The 18313-nt window shown below is 63.3% G+C and carries 15 protein-coding genes and 1 pseudogene; 9 read left to right on the forward strand and 7 right to left on the reverse strand.

What is annotated here, in order from left to right; all coding sequences use genetic code 11:
- The first annotated feature begins 102 nt into the window (after positions 1-102).
- Positions 103-396: a DUF718 domain-containing protein gene (locus JQ604_RS33400; RefSeq protein ID WP_212364977.1), complete on the forward strand. Its 294-nt coding sequence runs from the start codon at positions 103-105 to the stop codon at positions 394-396.
- A 360-nt stretch (positions 397-756) separates the two neighbouring features.
- Positions 757-3396: a bifunctional diguanylate cyclase/phosphodiesterase gene (locus JQ604_RS33405; RefSeq protein WP_212364978.1), complete on the forward strand. Its 2640-nt coding sequence runs from the start codon at positions 757-759 to the stop codon at positions 3394-3396.
- Positions 3397-3561: 165 nt separating this feature from the next.
- On the opposite strand, the gene JQ604_RS33410 is transcribed toward JQ604_RS33405, so the two are convergent.
- The 5 genes from JQ604_RS33410 to JQ604_RS33430 form a co-directional block, all read right to left on the reverse strand.
- On the reverse strand, positions 3562-4812 hold the full coding sequence (locus JQ604_RS33410) for an MBL fold metallo-hydrolase (protein ID WP_212364979.1): 1251 nt from the start codon (positions 4810-4812) through the stop codon (positions 3562-3564).
- Between the two features lie 30 nt (positions 4813-4842).
- On the reverse strand, positions 4843-6915 hold the full coding sequence (locus tag JQ604_RS33415) for a S8 family serine peptidase (RefSeq protein ID WP_212364980.1): 2073 nt from the start codon (positions 6913-6915) through the stop codon (positions 4843-4845).
- A gap of 328 nt (positions 6916-7243) precedes the next feature.
- On the reverse strand, positions 7244-9271 hold the full coding sequence (locus JQ604_RS33420) for a YgiQ family radical SAM protein (protein ID WP_212364981.1): 2028 nt from the start codon (positions 9269-9271) through the stop codon (positions 7244-7246).
- 59 nt (positions 9272-9330) lie between these two features.
- Positions 9331-9813, reverse strand: coding sequence for a transcription elongation factor GreA (greA, locus tag JQ604_RS33425; protein ID WP_212364982.1), 483 nt, complete (start codon positions 9811-9813; stop codon positions 9331-9333).
- 106 nt (positions 9814-9919) lie between these two features.
- Positions 9920-10117 (reverse strand): hypothetical protein, encoded by a 198-nt coding sequence (locus tag JQ604_RS33430; RefSeq protein ID WP_212364983.1) that lies wholly within the window; start codon positions 10115-10117, stop codon positions 9920-9922.
- Between the two features lie 217 nt (positions 10118-10334).
- On the opposite strand from JQ604_RS33430, the gene JQ604_RS33435 reads away from it, so the two are divergent.
- Both JQ604_RS33435 and JQ604_RS33440 read left to right on the forward strand, forming a co-directional pair.
- Positions 10335-10532 carry a hypothetical protein gene (locus JQ604_RS33435; RefSeq protein WP_212364984.1) on the forward strand — a complete coding sequence of 66 codons (198 nt, stop codon included), beginning with the start codon at positions 10335-10337 and terminating at the stop codon, positions 10530-10532.
- Between the two features lie 104 nt (positions 10533-10636).
- Positions 10637-11032: a TfoX/Sxy family protein gene (locus JQ604_RS33440; RefSeq protein ID WP_212364985.1), complete on the forward strand. Its 396-nt coding sequence runs from the start codon at positions 10637-10639 to the stop codon at positions 11030-11032.
- 116 nt (positions 11033-11148) lie between these two features.
- Here the strand turns inward: JQ604_RS33440 and JQ604_RS33445 are convergent, their stop codons facing one another.
- Positions 11149-13059 carry a sensor domain-containing diguanylate cyclase gene (locus JQ604_RS33445; protein ID WP_212364986.1) on the reverse strand — a complete coding sequence of 637 codons (1911 nt, stop codon included), beginning with the start codon at positions 13057-13059 and terminating at the stop codon, positions 11149-11151.
- 206 nt (positions 13060-13265) lie between these two features.
- Complete coding sequence (locus tag JQ604_RS33450; RefSeq protein WP_212364987.1) at positions 13266-14252, reverse strand: glycosyltransferase family 2 protein; 987 nt, start codon at positions 14250-14252, stop codon at positions 13266-13268.
- 254 nt (positions 14253-14506) lie between these two features.
- Here JQ604_RS33450 and JQ604_RS33455 point away from each other — a divergent pair, with 254 nt between their 5' ends.
- The 5 genes and pseudogenes from JQ604_RS33455 (at position 14507) to JQ604_RS33470 (ending at position 18231) form a co-directional block, all read left to right on the forward strand.
- Complete coding sequence (locus JQ604_RS33455; protein ID WP_212364988.1) at positions 14507-15541, forward strand: UbiA family prenyltransferase; 1035 nt, start codon at positions 14507-14509, stop codon at positions 15539-15541.
- Positions 15542-15568: 27 nt separating this feature from the next.
- On the forward strand, positions 15569-16285 hold the full coding sequence (locus tag JQ604_RS41735; RefSeq protein ID WP_249159056.1) for a class I SAM-dependent DNA methyltransferase: 717 nt from the start codon (positions 15569-15571) through the stop codon (positions 16283-16285).
- A gap of 7 nt (positions 16286-16292) precedes the next feature.
- Positions 16293-16412: pseudogene (locus tag JQ604_RS41740) on the forward strand (L-2-amino-thiazoline-4-carboxylic acid hydrolase); the annotation flags it as partial.
- Positions 16413-16564: 152 nt separating this feature from the next.
- Positions 16565-16957: a GrlR family regulatory protein gene (locus tag JQ604_RS33465; RefSeq protein ID WP_349631174.1), complete on the forward strand. Its 393-nt coding sequence runs from the start codon at positions 16565-16567 to the stop codon at positions 16955-16957.
- Between the two features lie 164 nt (positions 16958-17121).
- The gene (locus JQ604_RS33470) at positions 17122-18231 is read left to right on the forward strand and encodes a helix-turn-helix transcriptional regulator (protein ID WP_212364989.1); all 1110 of its coding nucleotides are present in this window, start codon (positions 17122-17124) and stop codon (positions 18229-18231) included.
- Positions 18232-18313: the final 82 nt, after the last annotated feature.

An 18313-nucleotide genomic window follows, 5' to 3' on the forward strand; every position in this document is an offset into this window, starting at 1 on the left:
CGCCCTCGTGGGCGACAATCGACCGGGGGCGACCGTTTGGATATGTCGCCCGAGACCGTGAGCGACACCCGTTTTCCTCAATCCATTTTTCGGAGACGCATCATGCAGGTTTATAATGTGGTCAGGTTCAAGGTGAAGCAGGGGGAGGAGGCCGCCTTCCTCGATGCGCACCGCAACGGCAAGGCCAAATGGCCGGGCCTCGCGCATGGCGTCATCATCAAGACCGGCGAGCAGACCTTCTGCCTGATCGGCACCTGGTCGAGCCAGGAGGCGATGGCCGCGGCGCGCCCCGCGATGATCAAGACTCTCGACAGCTTCCGATCCGTGCTCGAGGATCAGGGCAACGGACGCGGCGTGACCGATGCCGTGTCGGGAACGGTCGTGCTCGATCTCTAGCACGCGACGTCCGCAACGCATCTGACGCCAAGGCGCAGATTCATCTCCTGATCGTCACGCCCTTCGTGGTGAAATGCTGCGCCCGACGCTGCAGTACATCAGCCCTCGCGTGCCGGCGCCTCGCACAGCAACAGCCACGCGCCGGTATCACGATAACGCAGGGACGCTGCGGCCGGAATTCCACGGGCATTTTGAAGCAAATCATCGGAATCTTGCGGAACCAAACCTTAAGGACGTGGACCTAGGCTCCCGGTCAGGAAACGCCTTGTTGCCGCCGTCGCTTGGCAAGGGCTTCGCTTTCAACGCCGCCACCGTGGTTTGCAGACACAATTTTCGTCACCGACCGGATAGCCGAACGTTTTGAGCAAACTCCGCAACATCATTGTCGACGCGGCGGCGATCATTTGGCGCAGCGCCCCGCTGCAGCTCGCCTTGTTCTTCCTGCCGCTGGTGTGGATCGGCTACTTCGCGATCAGCTCTTCGGAAAGAACCGATGCGCTCCAGCAAGCCCGCGCGCATGGCGACAGCGTCGCCAAGCTGTTCGAGGAAAACACCGAACGGATATTTGAACGGGTCGATCAGTCGCTGCTGATCGTGCGGGCCCTCAATGCGCAGGATCCGGCCGGCTTCGACCTGAAATCATGGGCCGACAGGGCGCGCATCGCGAGCGGCGATGTCGTTCAGTTCTCGCTAATCGGACTGGACGGCTACCTGCACCAGACGACGACGGGTTATTCCGGACCGCCGCTTTATCTTGGCGACCGGGAGCACTTCGCCAATGTGCTCAGGCAATCCGGCGACAATCTCTATGTTGCCAAGCCGGTGTTGGGGCGCGCGTCCGGCAAGTGGACCATCCAGATCGCGCGAAAGCTGTTCGACCTCGAACACAATTCCATCGGCGTCGTCGTGGGCTCGATCAGTGTCGACCTGGTCGGCAATTTCTACGACACCGCAAAGCTCGGAACAGGAGGGACGCTTGTCCTTCGAAATCAGGACTATGTCGTGCTGGCGACGCGGGGAATAGACCCGGGCACGGTGCTCGGCCAACGTCGCGTGTCCCGGCTGGAAGACGCATTGCGGGACACCAACTATACGCAATACTGGAGCGAGGGCCGTCCGGATCGCAGCAACAGGTTGATTACTGCGCGCAGATCGTCCCTGTTTCCTCTCATTTTCACGGTGGGCGTTTCCGAACAGGAGATCTATTCGCGCTATCAATCGCGACAGAAGATCTATCTGGGTGGCGCGCTACTTCTCACCTTCATCATCGCCGGCGCGGCCGCGTTCCACTGGCGGCGCCAGCGGGCGCTCGATCTGGCGCAACAAGAGCTGCGCGATTCCGTCAGCAAGTTCGAGGACGTGCTCCGCAACCTGTCCCAGGGGCTGAGCATGTTCGACGGCAACGACCGCCTGATCGCATTCAATCGGCGCTGGCTGGACGCCTATGATCTTTCGCCGGAGCAGACCCGGCTCGGCATGACGTTCCAGGAGGTGTTCGCGAAGCAGGATGCCGTGCCCGACCTCGACGGCTACCTGCGAAATCTGAAGGACAGGCTCGCGGTCGCGGAAAACACCTCGAACACGGTGACATTCCCGGACGGGCGCGTCATCTACATCTCCTACGGGCGGCGCCAGGGCGGCGGCTGGATCGCCACTCATGAGGATATCACCGAACGCAAGGCCTCCGAGGACAGGATCGAGAGGCTGGCTCACTATGACAGCCTGACCGGGCTTGCGAACCGCAACCTGTTCAGGGAGCGCGTCGACGAAACGCTGGCAGGGTATCGCCGCCTCAACACGCCTTTCGCCGTGCTGCTGCTCGACCTCGACAAGTTCAAGCCCGTCAACGACGCGCTCGGCCATCAGTCCGGCGATGCGCTGCTCAAGCAGGTTGCCGGCCGGATCAAGACCGAGATCCGCGCGACCGATACGGCAGCCCGGATCGGCGGAGATGAATTCGCGCTGATCGTCAATCTGGGCCAGGGCTTGCTTCACGAAGATGCAGCGGCGCTTGCAGGGCGACTGATCAATGCGATCTCCGCGCCCTATGACATAGCCGGCCATCCGATCGTGATCGGATGCAGCATCGGCATTGCCGTGGTCCCCGAGCATGGCACGCTGATCGACGAGATTCTGCGCAACGCCGATCTCGCGCTGTACCAATCGAAGAATGCCGGGCGCAACTGCTTCAACATCTATTCGCCCGAACTCAAGGCCGAAGCCGACGAGCGCAACATCCTCGAAATCGAGCTTCGCGAGGCGATCTGGCGCGAGGAGATCGAGGTCTACTACCAGCCGGTGATCGAGCTCGGCACGGGCCGGACCAAATCCGTCGAAGCGCTCGCGCGCTGGCGCCACAAGACCAGGGGCTTCGTCTCCCCGACCGAATTCATCCCGGTGGCCGAGGAAGGCGGCCTGATCGTCGAGCTTGGCAAGCTGGTGCTCGCCAGGGCGTGTCGTGACGCCATGACGATGCCTGACGACATCAAGGTGGCGGTGAACCTGTCGGCCGTGCAATTTGCCACGAGCGACGTCGTCGATTCCGTGATGTTCGCACTCTCCGACAGCGGCCTTCCCGAGAAACGGCTGGAGCTCGAGATCACCGAGAGCGTCTTCCTGGCCGACAGCCAGGAGACTCTCAAGACGCTGCAGCGCCTGCAGAGGCTCGGTGTTTCCATTGCCCTCGATGATTTCGGCGTCGGCTATTCGTCATTGTCCTATCTAACCGCCTTCCCATTCAACAAGGTCAAGATCGACAAGTCATTTGTCGACCGGATCGGCCGCCCCGAGACGCTTGCTGTGCTGAGCTCGATCGTTCAGCTTGCCAGGACGCTGCACCTGTCCATCGTTGCTGAAGGCATCGAGACCGAGGAACAGCTGGACAAGATCCGCCTGCTCGGAATTTCTCTCGGTCAAGGCTATGTCTTCAGCAAGCCCGCACCGCTCGCCGATCTCGCATGGCCATCGCATGCCTCGCGCAAACGGCAGGCCGTGGCCTAAGGCGCGATGAGATTGGGATGAATCGACCTGACCGCGGGTTCGGTCCACCTCTCCCCAGCGGGGAGAGGTGAACTTCCGATTCGGCGCCACCTCAACCTGATCTCGTCTTGCTTTAGATACGGGGCCGAGGCTGGTGAGGCCTACTATCTGACGCATGACCGCCAGTCAGGGAGTGAAATCGAAAAAGTCCGCCTCCCCGAGGAAGAAGAACTGCAGTCGGTTGTCCTGATCGCGCAGAGTCCTGACCTTGTCCTCGATCGCTTTCATGTGCTTCAGGCGATCCTGCTTCGTTTCGCTTTCCTTCGAGCTGTTGAACCAGAACTTGAATTTCCTGTTCGTTCCGTCGTTGGAGCGCGCGTTGAAAATGGCATCGAGAACGATGGGCTCGGGGTTTCCGCTGAATCCATTGCCGCAGAATACGTAATTGTCGGCCGTGATATTCCTGGCGAATTCCTTGGTCGTATTCTTCTCAGAACCGTGATGCGGAACCTTCAGAATGTCGACGTGCAGCTTGCCGTTCTCGAGGAGGCCGAGCTTGTCCAGCCCCTTGATCACGTCATTCGCGTGTCCGTCACCGGTGAGCAGGAGCGTGGTATTGCCGTCTTCGACATAAAGCATGATGGACGCCAGATTGGGCGGCGTGACTTTTGTCCTGTCGCCCAGCTGGGTCGCGGCGAAGGCAGGCCCCAGGATCGTGTCGACATTTTCCTCAAGTTCGCCGGCATCCCTCCTGGCCTGGTCGCGCAGCTTCCTGACCGTCTCCCGGTTGTCGCGAAGCCAGTCGTTCCAAACGTCTCTGAAGGCGTCCAGATCCTCTTCGAACGGCGCGACAATCCTGCATTTGAGGCTGCCGAACGCGACGGTCGCATTGTTGCTCCGAAACATGATCAGCTTCTGATTCTCGTTCAGCGGGATGTCGAGCTGTTCGGCGCTGACGCGCTGGGACACCTTTATTGCCTGCTTGTTGCTCGACACGATGGCCTGGTTTTCCAGGGCAGCGTCGCGGAGCTGGTCGTCGTCGACGTCGGCGAGAATAGGGACCATGGCCGCAAGCATGTCGCTGATCTCTCCGGCGTTCTGTCCGATCTGATCGTGAAAGGCGTTGTGCCAGATTCGCTTTATCTTCGGCGGTTCCGGCACGTCCGGCTCATTGAATTCGTTGTCGCCTGAAGCCTGATGATGCCTGAAGACTTTCCAGGCCATCGCATTGTCGAGCAGTTCGAGCACGCCGCCGATGTGATCGTCGTCGACATGGGAGACGCACAGCAGGTCAATGGCGTCTTCCTCGGCGAGATGCGCGGCGACATGATTCACGAAGCTTTCCCGCATCCCACCGTCGCTCAATATCTTGCCGCCGCCGCTGCCTTTGATGAGCAAGCAGTCGCCCTTGTCGGAATGAAAAACCCTGAGTTCCATGGCGTCGCGCTCCAAACATTGAACGAAAAACTAGCTTGTCGGAATGTCCGTGATGTCTTGTCGCCGACTCGCCTTCAGCGTTTCATCGAGGCATGCTTGTGGGTCGATTACGCCAAACCCCGCATCATTGGCCCAGTCGAACGTCTTGCCGGGCAGAGGCCGCGCGGTTCGTTGGATGATGCTGCCGATTTGCGCCGCATTGAGCTGCGGCGATAACGAGAGCATGGTCGCGGCGATGCCGGCAACATACGGGCTCGCCATGCTGGTGCCCGTCAGGGCAATCCATTCATTGCTCGCACCGGAAAATCCCTTTGCAGCGACAATGTCGGTTCCCGCCGCCGCGATGTCGGGCTTGAGGCGGCCATCGCGGGTTGGTCCCTGGCTGCTCGTCGCGTGAATTCGGCTCTTGCGCAAATCGAGATTAGCCACCGAGATGACGCGCGGGCTGCAGGCGAGCGAGCTGATCTGCGACACCGGTACGTTGGTCCGTTCCGAGAAGAACGATGGAAACCTCCACGCTTCCCGGGTTCCGATTTTTCCCACCGGCGCCGGATCATCGCGCTCAATCCATCCATGGAAGCGTCCGTCACGTATGTCCGTCCCTTCAAGGCGAACCGTCCATATGCCGGACGCGACGCCGATCACCTGGCCGCGCTTCAGGTAGGGCGAGAGGTAAATCGCAATCTGATTGCAACCGTTTACCGGATGATAGATCTCGTTGTAGATGCTGACGAAGGTACTGTCCGGCAGTTGCCTGTTCTCAATATATTGCCGTTCGTCGACCGGCCCGATCCATTCACTGGAATCCGGCGGCTGCAGCCAAACCCGGAAGCGGTCCTGACCGCTGTACCAGATTTCGAGCTCATTCTCCGAAATATCCGATCGTCCGTTGCCGATAACGGTCCACTCGAGACGCGTCTCGAGTCCGCGAGAAGCAATTTTTCCGGCCGTGTGTATCCGGCCCATCACAAAGCCCAGATCGCCGGCGGTCAACGGCGCGGACTGGCCGGCATTGCCGCCTGCCACCGTGACGCAGCGGCCGGAGATCGAGAGCGAGTTCTCGATCCAGCGGCAAAGCGGGCTGCTGCCATCATGCGCATCCCCGTTGGTACCCAGGCTGACGTTGATGGATATCGGCAGCGGGCTGCCATTGTTCTCTGTTTTTCCGAGTTCTTCGGCAACATCGATGAGATATTCGATAGCGTCGACGAGCCGGCTTGAATCGTAGAAGGACTTGCGGCGGTCGAGGTCCGAGGCGGGCAGAGCGATCAAGACCCCGGCGATGAAGGCATACGGACAGACGCCGCTATTCCCGGCGGCGATACTTGCAACATGCGTTCCGTGCGATCCGGGGATGGTTTGGGATTGCGGCTCCAGATCGACCGCCGGCAATTTTGTCGCGGCGCTGTCCGCAAGCGCCTTGTTCATGTGATCGGCGCGAATTTCCGACCCATAGTCAAATCTGGGCTTGCCGCCTTTGCCGAGGTATTGAGGCGGTTTCCGCGACCGGCCGCCTTGATCCCAAATTCGGACAAAGCGGGTGGCCTTGCCTCCAGCCTGCAGCGGCGCAAGGAAATCTTCGTGGGCGAAATCGAAACCTTGAACGTCCACGATTCCGACGAGGACCGGCCCCTGCCTGGCCCCCTTCGGCAGGGCGGGTGCCTTCTGAGCGTTGTTTTCAGCCACATCGCCCGATTGGACGGGCTCGGAAAACTTCAGGGACTCGGACGGCGAGACCATTGCGACGCCTTTCCTCGCGGCAATCTTCTGGACGTCCGCGACGGCAATTTCGGCGAGCGCAATGCTGCCCTTTCGGTGCTTTTCTCCGGGAATGGCAGGCACCGAAGGATTCCGCAGATCGACGAACACGTTCACCAGCGTTCGCTTGTCCGGCTCCCAGTTCCTGGTGACGGCGACGATGGGTGCACTGGAATTGGGTGCGATGGGAACGGCGCCTTCACCTCGGCATTGCGAGCTTGTTGGTACTGAAGCAGGCAAGCAAAGGGTCGATGACAGTTCCGCTCGGATCTGGTTGACTTCGAAATTTGCATTTCCGACCATTCGCAACTTCGGATGTATTTTGCCGCTCGGGGTCTTGGCCATTGCCTTCTCCAAGGGTCTTGGAGCGTGGACCGCCATCAAGGCGGATCCTGCAACCGTTTCAATAAACAATCATTCGGTGTGTCACTATGAGATACAATCTTAAGCTATAGCGGGCAGGATGAAGAGTGCGACATTTCGCCCACTACCTCTGAGCGATGGCGACAGGTCCCGATGGCAGCGGTCGCACCGGGACCGCTACCCGCCGTCGTTCACTGATATCCTTGATGCGCTACGCGCCCTATGGGGCCTTGCACTCCGCGAGGAATTGAAGCTCGAAGGTCTTCATTCGCGTGCGCCTGAGAGGCATGCCCCGGACGCGCCTCCCCCGTCATTTCCTTATGGGCACGCCCTTGGTCGTGAAGCGTTGCATCTTGCCGCCCGGACGCACCGGGCGCCGCGTGCCGGCGGCCTTGCCGGTGCCGGGCGGCTGATGGGCGGGCACGAGCTGGTCGGGGCGCGAGCCGATCAGGTCGCGGCGGCCCATCTGGATCAGCGCCTCGCGCAGCACCGGCCAGTTGTCGGGGTCGTGATAGCGCAGGAACGCCTTGTGCAGCCGGCGCTGGCGCAGGCCCTTGATCGCTTCGACCTTGTCGCTGCCGCCGCGGCGGATGCCGCGCAGCGGATTGACGCCGGTGTGATACATCGCGGTTGCCGTTGCCATCGGCGACGGCAGGAAGGTCTGCACCTGGTCGGCGCGATAGCGGTTCTTCTTCAGCCACAGCGCGAGGTTCATCATGTCCTCGTCGGTCGTGCCCGGATGCGCCGCGATGAAATACGGGATCAGATAATATTTCTTGCCGGCCTGCTCGGCCGCCGCCTCGAACATCTGCTTGAAGCGGTTGTAGGCGCCGATGCCCGGCTTCATCATCTTGTCGAGCGGGCCGCGCTCGGTATGCTCCGGCGCGATCTTCAGGTAACCGCCGACGTGATGGGTGACGAGCTCCTTGACGTATTCCGGGCTCTGCACCGCGAGATCGTAGCGCACGCCGGAGGCGACCATCACGCGCTTGACGCCCTTGACCTCGCGCACCTTGCGATAGAGCCGGATCAGGTCGTCGTGCGAGGTGTTGAGGTTCGGGCAGATGTCGGGGAAGACGCAGGACGGCCGGCGGCACAGCGCCTCGACCTTCGGATCCTTGCACGCCATCCGGTACATGTTGGCGGTCGGACCGCCGATATCGGAGATCACGCCGGTGAAGCCCGGTGTCTTGTCGCGGATGCGCTCGATCTCGCGCAGGATCGAGCCTTCGGAGCGGCTCTGGATGATGCGGCCCTCATGCTCGGTGATCGAGCAGAAGGTGCAGCCGCCGAAGCAGCCGCGCATGATCGTCACCGAGAACTTGATCATCTCCCACGCCGGGATCTTCGCATCGCCATAGGACGGATGCGGCGCGCGGGCGTAGGGCAGATCGTAGACCGAATCCATCTCCTCCATGGTGAGCGGAATCGGCGGCGGCGCCAGCCACAGATCGCGATCACCGTGACGCTGCACCAGCGCGCGCGCATTGCCGGGATTGCTCTCCCGGTGCAGCACGCGAGAGGCGCGGGCATAGGCTTCCTTGTCCTGCTCGACCTGCTCGCAGGCCGGCAGCCGGATCACGATATCGCCGGCGCGGCGGGCGGCGCCCTCGTCGGCAGAGTCGAGATCGTCGGCATGCAGCTCGGTGTAGGTTTCGGGCACGCGGCGGAACAGCGCGACGCCTCGGACCGCGCCGAGTTCGCGCGGCGACTCGCCGGCAGCCAGCCGATGCGCCACTTCGACGACGGCGCGCTCGGCGTTGCCATAGAGCAGGATGTCCGCTTTCGCATCGGCCAGCACCGAGCGACGCACCTTGTCGGACCAGTAGTCGTAATGCGCGATACGGCGCAGCGAGGCCTCGATGCCGCCGAGCACGATCGGCACGTCCTTGTAGGCTTCGCGGCAACGCTGGGCGTAGACGATGGTGCAGCGGTCGGGCCGCTTGCCGCCCTCGCCGCCCGGTGTGTAGGCGTCGTCATGGCGCAGCCGGCGATCGGCCGTATAGCGGTTGACCATGGAATCCATGTTGCCGCCGGTGACGCCGAAGAACAGGTTCGGCTTGCCCAGCGCCTTGAACGGCTCGGCCGACTGCCAGTCCGGCTGCGCGATGATGCCGACCCGGAAACCCTGCGCCTCCAGCAGCCGGCCGATGATCGCCATGCCAAAGCTCGGATGATCGACATAGGCGTCGCCCGTCACCAGCACGATGTCGCAGGCGTCCCAGCCGAGCCTGGCCATCTCGGCGCGGCTCATCGGCAGGAACGGCGCAGGCTTCGGCTGCGTCCGGTGGCGAGGCCAGGACGCGAGGGGTTTTGCGGTGAGAATGGCGGTATCCATGGCGCCCACGCATAAGCCCGCGGCGGCCCGAATTCAACCGAGCAGCCCGCAAACGATACCTATGCGATGGCGGTGATTTCCAGTTCCTGGTTCCCCGACCCCACGACGTCGCCCACGGCTTTGCCCATCAGCGACCTCGCGACCGGCGCGACGAAGGAAATCGAGCCCGCCTTGGGGTCCGCCTCGTCCTCGCCGACGATGCGATAGGTCTGCACGCGCCCGTCGGCGCGACTGAAGGTCACGGTGCTGCCGAACGCGACCGTGTCGGTCGACGTCGGGTCAGGGACGAGTTGCGCCGTGCGAACCCGGTCCGTGAAGTACCTGAAATCACGCAGCGGGACTGCTGCCTGGCGCCGCTTTTCGTTGACGTCCTCGATGCTTTGCGCGGCCTCATAAGCCTCGCGCGCCTCTGCGAGCTGGCGCTCCAGCGCCTTCAGGCCTGCGGCGGTCACAAGGTTGGCATGCGGCGAGATCGGGCGGTCCGGCAACAGCGTCTCGGACGCCGTTTCGGCGCTTTCTTCCTTGGTGAAGGCAACGCTCAATCCATAAGCTCCATCAGGCAAGTGGGCCGATTCCGGCAATGCCGGCACCGTGCCACTTATATAAGTTGATGTCGTGGCTTGTTCACGTCCCCTGATGGGGTACGCCTCACCGCGTCGTTTGCAGCGGCTGGCCGGGTGCACGATCGAGCGGCGGATGGGGGCGTGCCAACCCGGTCGTGCCGGGGGCCGCATCGCTGCTCACCTCGCGGGTGTTGACATTCTCCAGCGTGGTCACCGATGCCGCGACCAGCGCGATGGCGAGAGCGGCCGCGAACAGGATCAGCGCAGTTCGGTGTTGGGTCATGGGCAAAGCCCTCCACGACACAGCAATAACGCCGCCCAGGCGATTGGGTTCCCGTGGCAGGCCGATACCGTCGCGGGGCCAAATCTCCACAGGAAACACCGGGTTGTTGCGCGCGGGTGACAGGTGAACGGGCAGAATCCCGCTAGGCTCCGAGCATTGCGGGCATCGGCGGAGTCCGGCGTCCATTTGATCATTTCTGTTGCGTCCGGGGGTTGCCATGTTGGACGAGCAATTCAGGAAACAGCGCGCCAGCCTGGTGCGCGAGCTGGCCGAACACGCCGATCCCTTTGTCAGGCAACGCCTGCTGGAGCTCGCGACCTCCTATGAAAAGGCCGAACGGCGCCCGACGCGCCTCGCCGCGACGCCGGCCGATCTCAAGCTCACCCGCCAGAGCGACGGGGCGTCCGAGCGCTAAAGCGAAGCGCGCTTTATGTCTTTGCCTGCGCATGATCTCCGCGCAAACGCCTCCGGCGTTTGTCGCGAGGGAAAACCGCCTCGCACTTTTCCGGATCATGCGCCATGGTCGCCAGCGACAGCTTTGCCGAATTCCTGCGCGAGCAGCTCGCGCCGCTCGGCCATGTCACGCTGCGGCGGATGTTCGGCAAGACCGGCGTGTTCTGCGACGCGCTGATGCTCGGCATGGTCAGGGACAACACACTCTATCTCCGCGTCGATGACGACAACCGCGACGTCTTCAAGGAGGCGGAAGCCTATCCGCCGCTCAACTACGCGAAGCAGGGCGGTACGATCGACCTCGCCTTCTGGCGCGTTCCGGAGCGGCTGTTCGACGAGCCCGACGAGTTCCTGATTTGGGCGCGCGCGGCGCTGGCGGCCGCCGGGCGCATCGCGGCCAAGCGCGCGCGAGCCGTGCCAGGCCCGCGACGACGGCGCATCGCAGCTCGTGACGTCGGCTGACGTGGCGACGAGCCGGTGCGCCTTATTTCAACGACGTGCTGATGGTGGCGGATTGCTCGAGAGCCTCGTGCCGACGCCTTTGACGGCGCTGATGAGAGCCATCGCGATAGCCGAGCCTACGCGGATCTTGCGGGCCACGCGATCACCTGGCCCGACGTCGCGAGCCGGTCTCGCCCGCTCTCCTTGGCGCAATACAGCGCGCGATCGGCAGCCGCCAGCAACAGCGCGGAATCGGCGACCACCTGTGTCGGCACGAGCGTTGCGGCACCAAGGCTCACAGTAACGATGCGCGACGGCGGATTGCCTGGATGCGGCATCGCCTGCGCATGCAGCGCCGTGCGTACCCGTTCGCCGACCTCGGCGCAGCCGGCGGCATCGGTGTTCGGCAGCAGCAACGCGAATTCCTCTCCGCCATAGCGCGCCGCCATGTCCGCCGGACGGAGCGCCTGCGCGCCGAGCACAGTCGCCACCGTGCGCAGACAGAGGTCGCCGGCCTGATGGCCGTGGAGATCGTTGAACTTCTTGAAATGGTCGACGTCGATCAGGAGCAGCGAGAGCGGCGTGCCGTCGCGCCGGGCGCGCGCCCATTCATCCGCCAGCCGCTCGTCGAAATGACGCCGGTTCGACAGGCCGGTCAGGCCGTCGGAAATCGCGAGCGCCGCGAGCTTGTCCTGGAGATCCTTCTGCTCGGTCATGTCGCGCGAGATCGCCACGACGCCATCGATGGCGCCGGTATCGGACGCGTGCGTCACGTGCAACGCGCTCTCGATCCAGATCTCGCCCTTTTCGCGGTGGCGTGTGCGGTAGATGATCCTCGCTTCCTCGGTCTCGGCGGCTTTGAGCGAAGCAACCGTGCGTTCGACCCGCGGCCGGTCCTCATCATGGACGCCGGCCAGCGCAGGCGTGCCCAGGAGCTTGTCCGCGCTCCAGCCAACGACGCGGGCGCACGAGGGTGATACGTAAAGGATGATCCCCTCCAGGTCGATCCGTGTGACCATGTCGCTGGATTGCTCGGCCAGCAGTCGGAAATCGGCCTCCTTGGCGACCAGCGCCACCGCCATGCGCCTGCCTTGCAGCAGCTCGCGCACCAGATAGAAGCCGATCAGCGCGATCAGCAGCGTGAGCGCCCCGACCAGGATCGCCCGCGTCACCGCCTCGCGCCGCCAGTTCGCGAGCACCTCGTCGTACGCCCGCGTGGCGAGCACCATGATGGGATAGCGGCTGCTGCGCTGGTAGAAGCTCAGGCGCTGAACGCCGTCGATCGGCGACTTGAAATAGTAGACACTGGCGGCCGGCCGGCTGCCCAGCTCGCGCATCAACGGCGCTTTCGACATATCGCGCCCGGTATAGACACCATCCTTGTCGCGACTGCGCGCCAGCAGGATGCCGTTGGTGTTGAGCAGCGAAATCGTGCCATTCGCGCCGACGTCGAACTGCTCGTAGAAATTGATGAAATAGGAGACGTCGATGGTGGTCAGCGCGACGCCGGCGAAGCTGCCATCGGGATGATTGAAGCGCCGCGAGACGGTGACGATCCACTGGCCGCCGGAACGGCTTTTCACCGGGCGCCCGAAGAAGCTGCCGCGATCGGGCGACGCCTTGTGATGCTGAAAATAGTCGCGATCACTGTTGTTGAGGCCGGCCAGATTGACCTGTTCCGTGGTCGCGAGCCAGCGGCCGGTGTCGTCGTAGACGAAGATGCCGCGAATGCGCTGTCGATTGAACCGGCGCTGCTGCAGAAAGGTCTGGACCCTGGCTATTGCCGCAGGCTCGGTGCCACCGGTCTCCAGCCGATCGACCATTCCGGTCAGGATGGTGTCGGCGAGATCGAATGTATCGTCGGCGTGTTGCGTCAGCGAGCGCGCAAGGTTGGCCATATCGACCTCGGCCCTGCTGAGATCGACCCTGCGCGATTCCCATTCGCGCCAACCGCCCATCGCCAGGACCGCCGCGCAGGCCAAAACGACAAATCCCGCGGCCCACAGCGGCAGGCGGGTCTTGCCCAGATCGCGACGGCTGGCGTCCATATGACAATGCTCCGACCTGCGAGGCTTCGCATGGCGCGATTAACGTCATATTGCCGATCGCCGCCGCTCGGAGGCGCAGGCCGGGAAAGTACCGGAGCCGCGGTGGATTCATGCTGAATCCGGAGTAAACGACGCGCGACGCATTTGCTAAAAAAGCTGCCGAAACGGACGGCGCCGAACCACAATTCAACGACTGCGAGAAAGCGCTAGTGCCACAAAAGACCGAGCCGGTAGGCCCAGTGATAGCCGAACTGCAAGGCGAGGTAAGGGGCGATGAAGCGGTTGATGTCGAGATAGGTCGGTTCGAAGCCGAGCGCGCGCTTGCGCAGGCGCTCCATCTCCATCAACCCGACATCGCGATTCGCTGCGGTCTTCTGCGCGTCATGCACGCGGAAGCAGGCGAGGAAGCGCGGCAGCCGCACGAATTTGAAATTGGCCTCCTGCGCGCGCAGGATGAAGTCCCAGTCCATCGCATAGTCGAAGGATTCGTCGATCGGTCCGACCGCGTCCCACACCCGCTTGCGCCAGAACATCGTCTCCTGCGGGATGTAATCGGCATATTGCAGGACCTTGTCGTGATAGGGCGGCAACACGGCGCGGCCCACCTCCATGCCGTTGAGATCGATGAAGATGCGGTGGCCGTAGACGACGTCGACGTCGGGATGATCGGCGAAATAATTCGCGACATAGGCGAGCGTGCCGGGCAGCAGCAAATCATCGCTGTTGAGATAGGCCATGATATCGGCGTCGAGGCCCTCGAAACCGAGATTGATCGCATTGGCCTGGCCGCGATCCGGCTGGCTGCGCCAGGCGATGCGATCGCCGCGTTTTTCCAGGAGCTCCCTGGTACCGTCGATCGAACCGCCGTCCTGCACGCGATAGGTCAGCTGCGGATAGTCCTGCGCCAGCACGCTGTCGATCGTCGCATCGAGATAATGCGCGTGGTTGTAGCTCGGCGTCACGATCGCGATCCGCGGCGCCTCCGATGGCAGCGGCATCGGCGGGCCGAACGCGGCAAGATCGAGCGGGCGCGGCGCATGTTGCTGGAATTTCCACATCGGCGGCGTCATCAGCCAGTTGCGCAATGAGATCCGCAACGGCGGCCGCTTCGGCCGCTTCTCGATACGCTCGATCTTGCTCGAGATCTCGTCGAGGCGACGAATCACCAGATCCTTGAATTCGTCGTCGAGCACTCAGCACTCCCTGCATCGAAAAGCAGCGTCATCCGCCCGCCAATGCGGGCCCGCGCAGCGAGACGGCCGCGAATCAGCGTCGCAAAAGATCGGGCCATCCCCTATAACGGGATCGTTCCGGGTCACTTTTAGTCGGGCATGGGGCTGCGCGAAAGAGGCTTTCTCCGGACCTTCAGCCTGCGAAATGGATTCCCGGCAACGATGATTTTTCCACTGACAACCGAGAGCCATTCCGCAAGCAGGTATGACCGGCGATGAGCGGTGCCGCGATCCGACCCTTGCTGGCGATCCGCCCGCAGAACTGGTGGCGCGCCAAGATACCGCCGCTCCTGGCGATCGCCTATCTCGCCATCACCGGAGGCGACGCGCCCGCGCTGACATCGGCGGCACTGCTGGCGAGTTATCTCTGCGCAGTCTGCCTCGTGGCGGCGTTCGGCCATGTCATCAACGACACCTTCGATGTCGAAACCGATCTGCGCGCGGGCAAGCCGAACCAGCTGACGGATACCAACTGGAGCACGCGCATCCTGCTCTGCTTGCTGTTCCTGCTCGCGAGCTACGTGCCGGCACTGACCGCGCATTACTCCGCGCTGGCACTGCTGTTGCTGACGCTCAATCTGTTGTGGCCGGCGATCTACTCCCTGCCCGGCATCCGCCTGAAGGAACGCGGCCTCGCCGGCCTTGCCTGCGACGCGCTGGGATCGCATGTCACGCCGACCCTGCTCGCGCTCGCCGTGTTCGGCACCGCGGCCGGCCACAGCGCGGCCTTTCCATTCGTCATCGCGCTGTGGGCCACGGTGCTCGGCATCAAGGGCATCCTGCATCACCAGATCGGCGACCGCGCCAATGATCTGCGCTCCGGCACGGTGACCTTCGCCACGCGCGCGCAACCCAACGCACTGATCCGGTTCCTCACCTTCTTCAACCTCTATATCGAGCTGCCGGTCAGCGCGGTGCTGGCGATCGTGACCTGGCGCTTCGCGCCGCTGATCGCGCTTGTCTTCGTCGTCTATTGCGCGATCGAGCTGATCAAATCATATCTCGGCTTCCGCTTCGCGCTGACGGCGGAGCCGTGGACTGTCCGCCGCAGCGTACCCTTCGCCAATGAGACCTTCTACATATTCTGGCTCCCGATTGCAGCCGCGCTGCAACTGGCGATCCATGATCCCTTCTGGATCTGGCTTCCCATCGCGCATGTCGTGCTGTTCTATCCGACTGCCATCGAGTTGATCGCGGAGATCAGGGGCATGATCGTAACAGCGGAAAACCAGCGGCGGCTCGGGCGCTGAACACTGCATGATGCGAAGGACAACAGGATGAAGCCCGAGGAGATCACGGCCCTTTACGACCGCGACTATGCGGCCGCCTATGAGCGCGAGTTCCTGCTGGCGCCGCTGGTGCGTTCGGATACCGATGCCGAGGTCGAGTTGCTGCGAAATCTGCTGACGCCTGATACGACGTGGCTCGATGTCGCCTGCGGCACCGGCTATTTCCTGCGCCAGTTTCCGAACATCGAACGCACCGGCCTCGATCTGTCGCCGGCGATGCTGGAACGCGCGCGGGACGGCAATGACGGCGTCCCGCTGGTGCGGCGCGATTTCCGCGAGCCGTTTGCGGAATGGAATGACCGCTGGGGCGTGGTCTCCTGCATGTGGTACGCCTATGGTCTCGTCGATACGATCGAGGACATCGGCAAGCTGATCCAAAATCTCTGGGCGTGGACCGCGCCGTCAGGCACCTGCTTCGTGCCGCTCGCCGACCCCCGGCTGATCACCGGCACCAATCTGCCCTATCAGGCGCCGACGCATAATGCCGGCAAGGTGATGATCACAGGCATCGTCTGGAGCTATATCGAGAACGACGGCGCCAAGGTGCATTCCCATATGCTGGCGCCGAACATCGAGTTCATGGTCGAGCAGTTCGAGACCTTCTTCGACAAGGTCGAGCTGGTCCGCTATCCCCCGGCGTTTCCGGGATGGGCCGGGCGTCCGGCTATTCTGGCTTCGGGTAAGCGGGCACAACCGAAACCCTGATCGCCGCGCGGACTTCGATACCGCGAAAGGATTTGGCGACGACATCGAGTTGACGCGGATGCGCACCATCATGCAGGGCGCGTCGCATTGCGACTTCCGCTACCGGCGGATCAAGCCGGCCGATTGAGCGATCGCGAACCATGCTCTAGCTCTTTGTTTGAGCATGATCTTTTCGGAAAACCGCTTCACACTTTTCCGGATCATGCTTTAGCCCATTGCGGGCAACCGCGAGAGCGGCTGTAATGTGCTAGCCGCGGTGTAGCGGCAGTGGGTGGAACCGTGAGCATTGCCGAACGACCCGATCCCGCCGGTGCAAGCCAGGAATCGCGGGTGACGGATGGGCTCTACACGATCGCGATCGAGATGAGCGGCGCCAAGCGCGGCCACGCCACCGGCGTGTTGGTGCTCGAGGGCGGCCGCATCATGGGCGGCGATACCTTTTTCTACTACACCGGCTCCTACACTTTCAGCCGTGGCAAGTGGCGCGGCGAGATGATCGTCAACCAGCACAAGGACGCGCCCGGCCTGAATCTGGTGTTCGGCAACCGCGAGGTATCCTGCGGCTTCACCGGCACCTATTCGGAGGGCGCGGCCGAGGTCGACGGCACCGCGCTGGTCGGCAATCTGAGTGTCCCTTTCCACGCCAGACTGACGCTGCGCGCGCCGCGCTGACCGCGTCGCCGCAGGCGTTTCGCCCTGCGAAACGGCGGGATGTCGAGACTCTTTGGAACCACCCCCTGCTCTCACGATCGGACCCGAAATTGCCATGCGGCTCGTGGAAGGATTCCGCCGCTCGCGGGTTATCCCCTTTAGCGTGCATATGTGCGGGATGGCCGATGAAGAACGATCTGCAGGAGCATCTGATCGATCTGGTCTATGAGGCCGCGGTTGTGCCGGAGTTCTGGCCGAAGGTGCTGCACCGCGTCTCCGACATCGCCGGCGCGCGCGGCGTGATCCTGCTGACCGCCGATCCGAAGGATGTGCGCTGGGTTGCCTCCCCCGACATCGTCGACGACATGACGGCCTATGCCGAAGGCAATTGGCACCAGCACAATGGCCGGCTGCCGCGGCTGCTCGCCGCCAAGCACGCGGGCTTCCTGCGCGAGATCGACCTGTTCACGCCGGAGGAGATTCCGCAGGACTACCAGATCCGCGAATTCTTCCGGCCGCGCGGGCTCGGCTGGGGCGCCGGCACCGCGATCCCGGTGCCGAGTGGCGATTTCCTGGTCTACAGCGTGGAGCGCGAATTCCATCTCGGCCCGATCGAGGACGACGCGCTGACGCAGCTCGATGCGCTGCGGCCGCATCTCGCCCGCGCTGCGCTGTTGTCGGCACGACTTGGACTCGAGCGCGCCCGCGCGGCGACGGAATCGCTGGCGCTGCTCGGCCTGCCCGCCGCAGTGCTCCGGCGCGGCGGCAAACTGATGACGGCCAATGCGCTGTTCGAGCGGCTGATGCCCGAGGTGATGCAGGACCGCACTGAACGCCTGACGCTGAGCGCTGCAACGGCCGATCCGCTGTTTGCGCAGGCCCTGTCGGCACTGCACAGCGGCCTGGTCAGCCTCGACGTCCGCTCGGTGCCCATTCCGGCCGAAGACGATCGGCCGCCGATGATCGTGCACCTGGTGCCGATCCACGGCGCCGCGCGCGACATCTTCGCCGACGCCGCCGCGATCGTGATGGTGACGCCGGTGGTGCCATCGGTGGTGCCGACGGCCGAAGTGCTGCAGGGCCTGTTCGACCTGACGCCGGCGGAAGCGCGCGTCGCGCGCGGCATCGGCGAAGGCCAGACCGTCGAGACGATCGCCGGCGCCTTCGGCACCTCGCGCGAAACCGTGCGGAACCAGCTCAAAGCCGTGCTCGCCAAGACCGGGCTGCGGCGACAGGTGGAACTGGCCGGCCTGCTCGCCGGCGTGAAACTGCCGACGCAGTCCGCGCCGAAGTGAACTCCGACTGAGTTTCCACGCAACAATCCGGATTGACCGCGCTGCGGCACAATCCAATCATGCACGGCAAGCCGGCGCGCAA

This window comes from Bradyrhizobium jicamae, from assembly GCF_018130695.1.
Taxonomy (GTDB): domain Bacteria; phylum Pseudomonadota; class Alphaproteobacteria; order Rhizobiales; family Xanthobacteraceae; genus Bradyrhizobium; species Bradyrhizobium jicamae_B.

Coding starts and splice junctions, on each gene's coding strand:
- JQ604_RS33445 (WP_212364986.1), bottom strand. CDS start 13,059: ATGGACGCCAGCCGTCGCGATCTGGGCAAGACCCGCCTGCCGCTGTGG.
- JQ604_RS33470 (WP_212364989.1), top strand. CDS start 17,122: ATGAAGAACGATCTGCAGGAGCATCTGATCGATCTGGTCTATGAGGCC.
- JQ604_RS33455 (WP_212364988.1), top strand. CDS start 14,507: ATGAGCGGTGCCGCGATCCGACCCTTGCTGGCGATCCGCCCGCAGAAC.
- JQ604_RS33420 (WP_212364981.1), bottom strand. CDS start 9,271: ATGGATACCGCCATTCTCACCGCAAAACCCCTCGCGTCCTGGCCTCGC.
- JQ604_RS33415 (WP_212364980.1), bottom strand. CDS start 6,915: ATGGCCAAGACCCCGAGCGGCAAAATACATCCGAAGTTGCGAATGGTC.
- JQ604_RS33430 (WP_212364983.1), bottom strand. CDS start 10,117: ATGACCCAACACCGAACTGCGCTGATCCTGTTCGCGGCCGCTCTCGCC.
- JQ604_RS41735 (WP_249159056.1), top strand. CDS start 15,569: ATGAAGCCCGAGGAGATCACGGCCCTTTACGACCGCGACTATGCGGCC.
- JQ604_RS33435 (WP_212364984.1), top strand. CDS start 10,335: ATGTTGGACGAGCAATTCAGGAAACAGCGCGCCAGCCTGGTGCGCGAG.
- JQ604_RS33410 (WP_212364979.1), bottom strand. CDS start 4,812: ATGGAACTCAGGGTTTTTCATTCCGACAAGGGCGACTGCTTGCTCATC.
- JQ604_RS33440 (WP_212364985.1), top strand. CDS start 10,637: ATGGTCGCCAGCGACAGCTTTGCCGAATTCCTGCGCGAGCAGCTCGCG.
- JQ604_RS33400 (WP_212364977.1), top strand. CDS start 103: ATGCAGGTTTATAATGTGGTCAGGTTCAAGGTGAAGCAGGGGGAGGAG.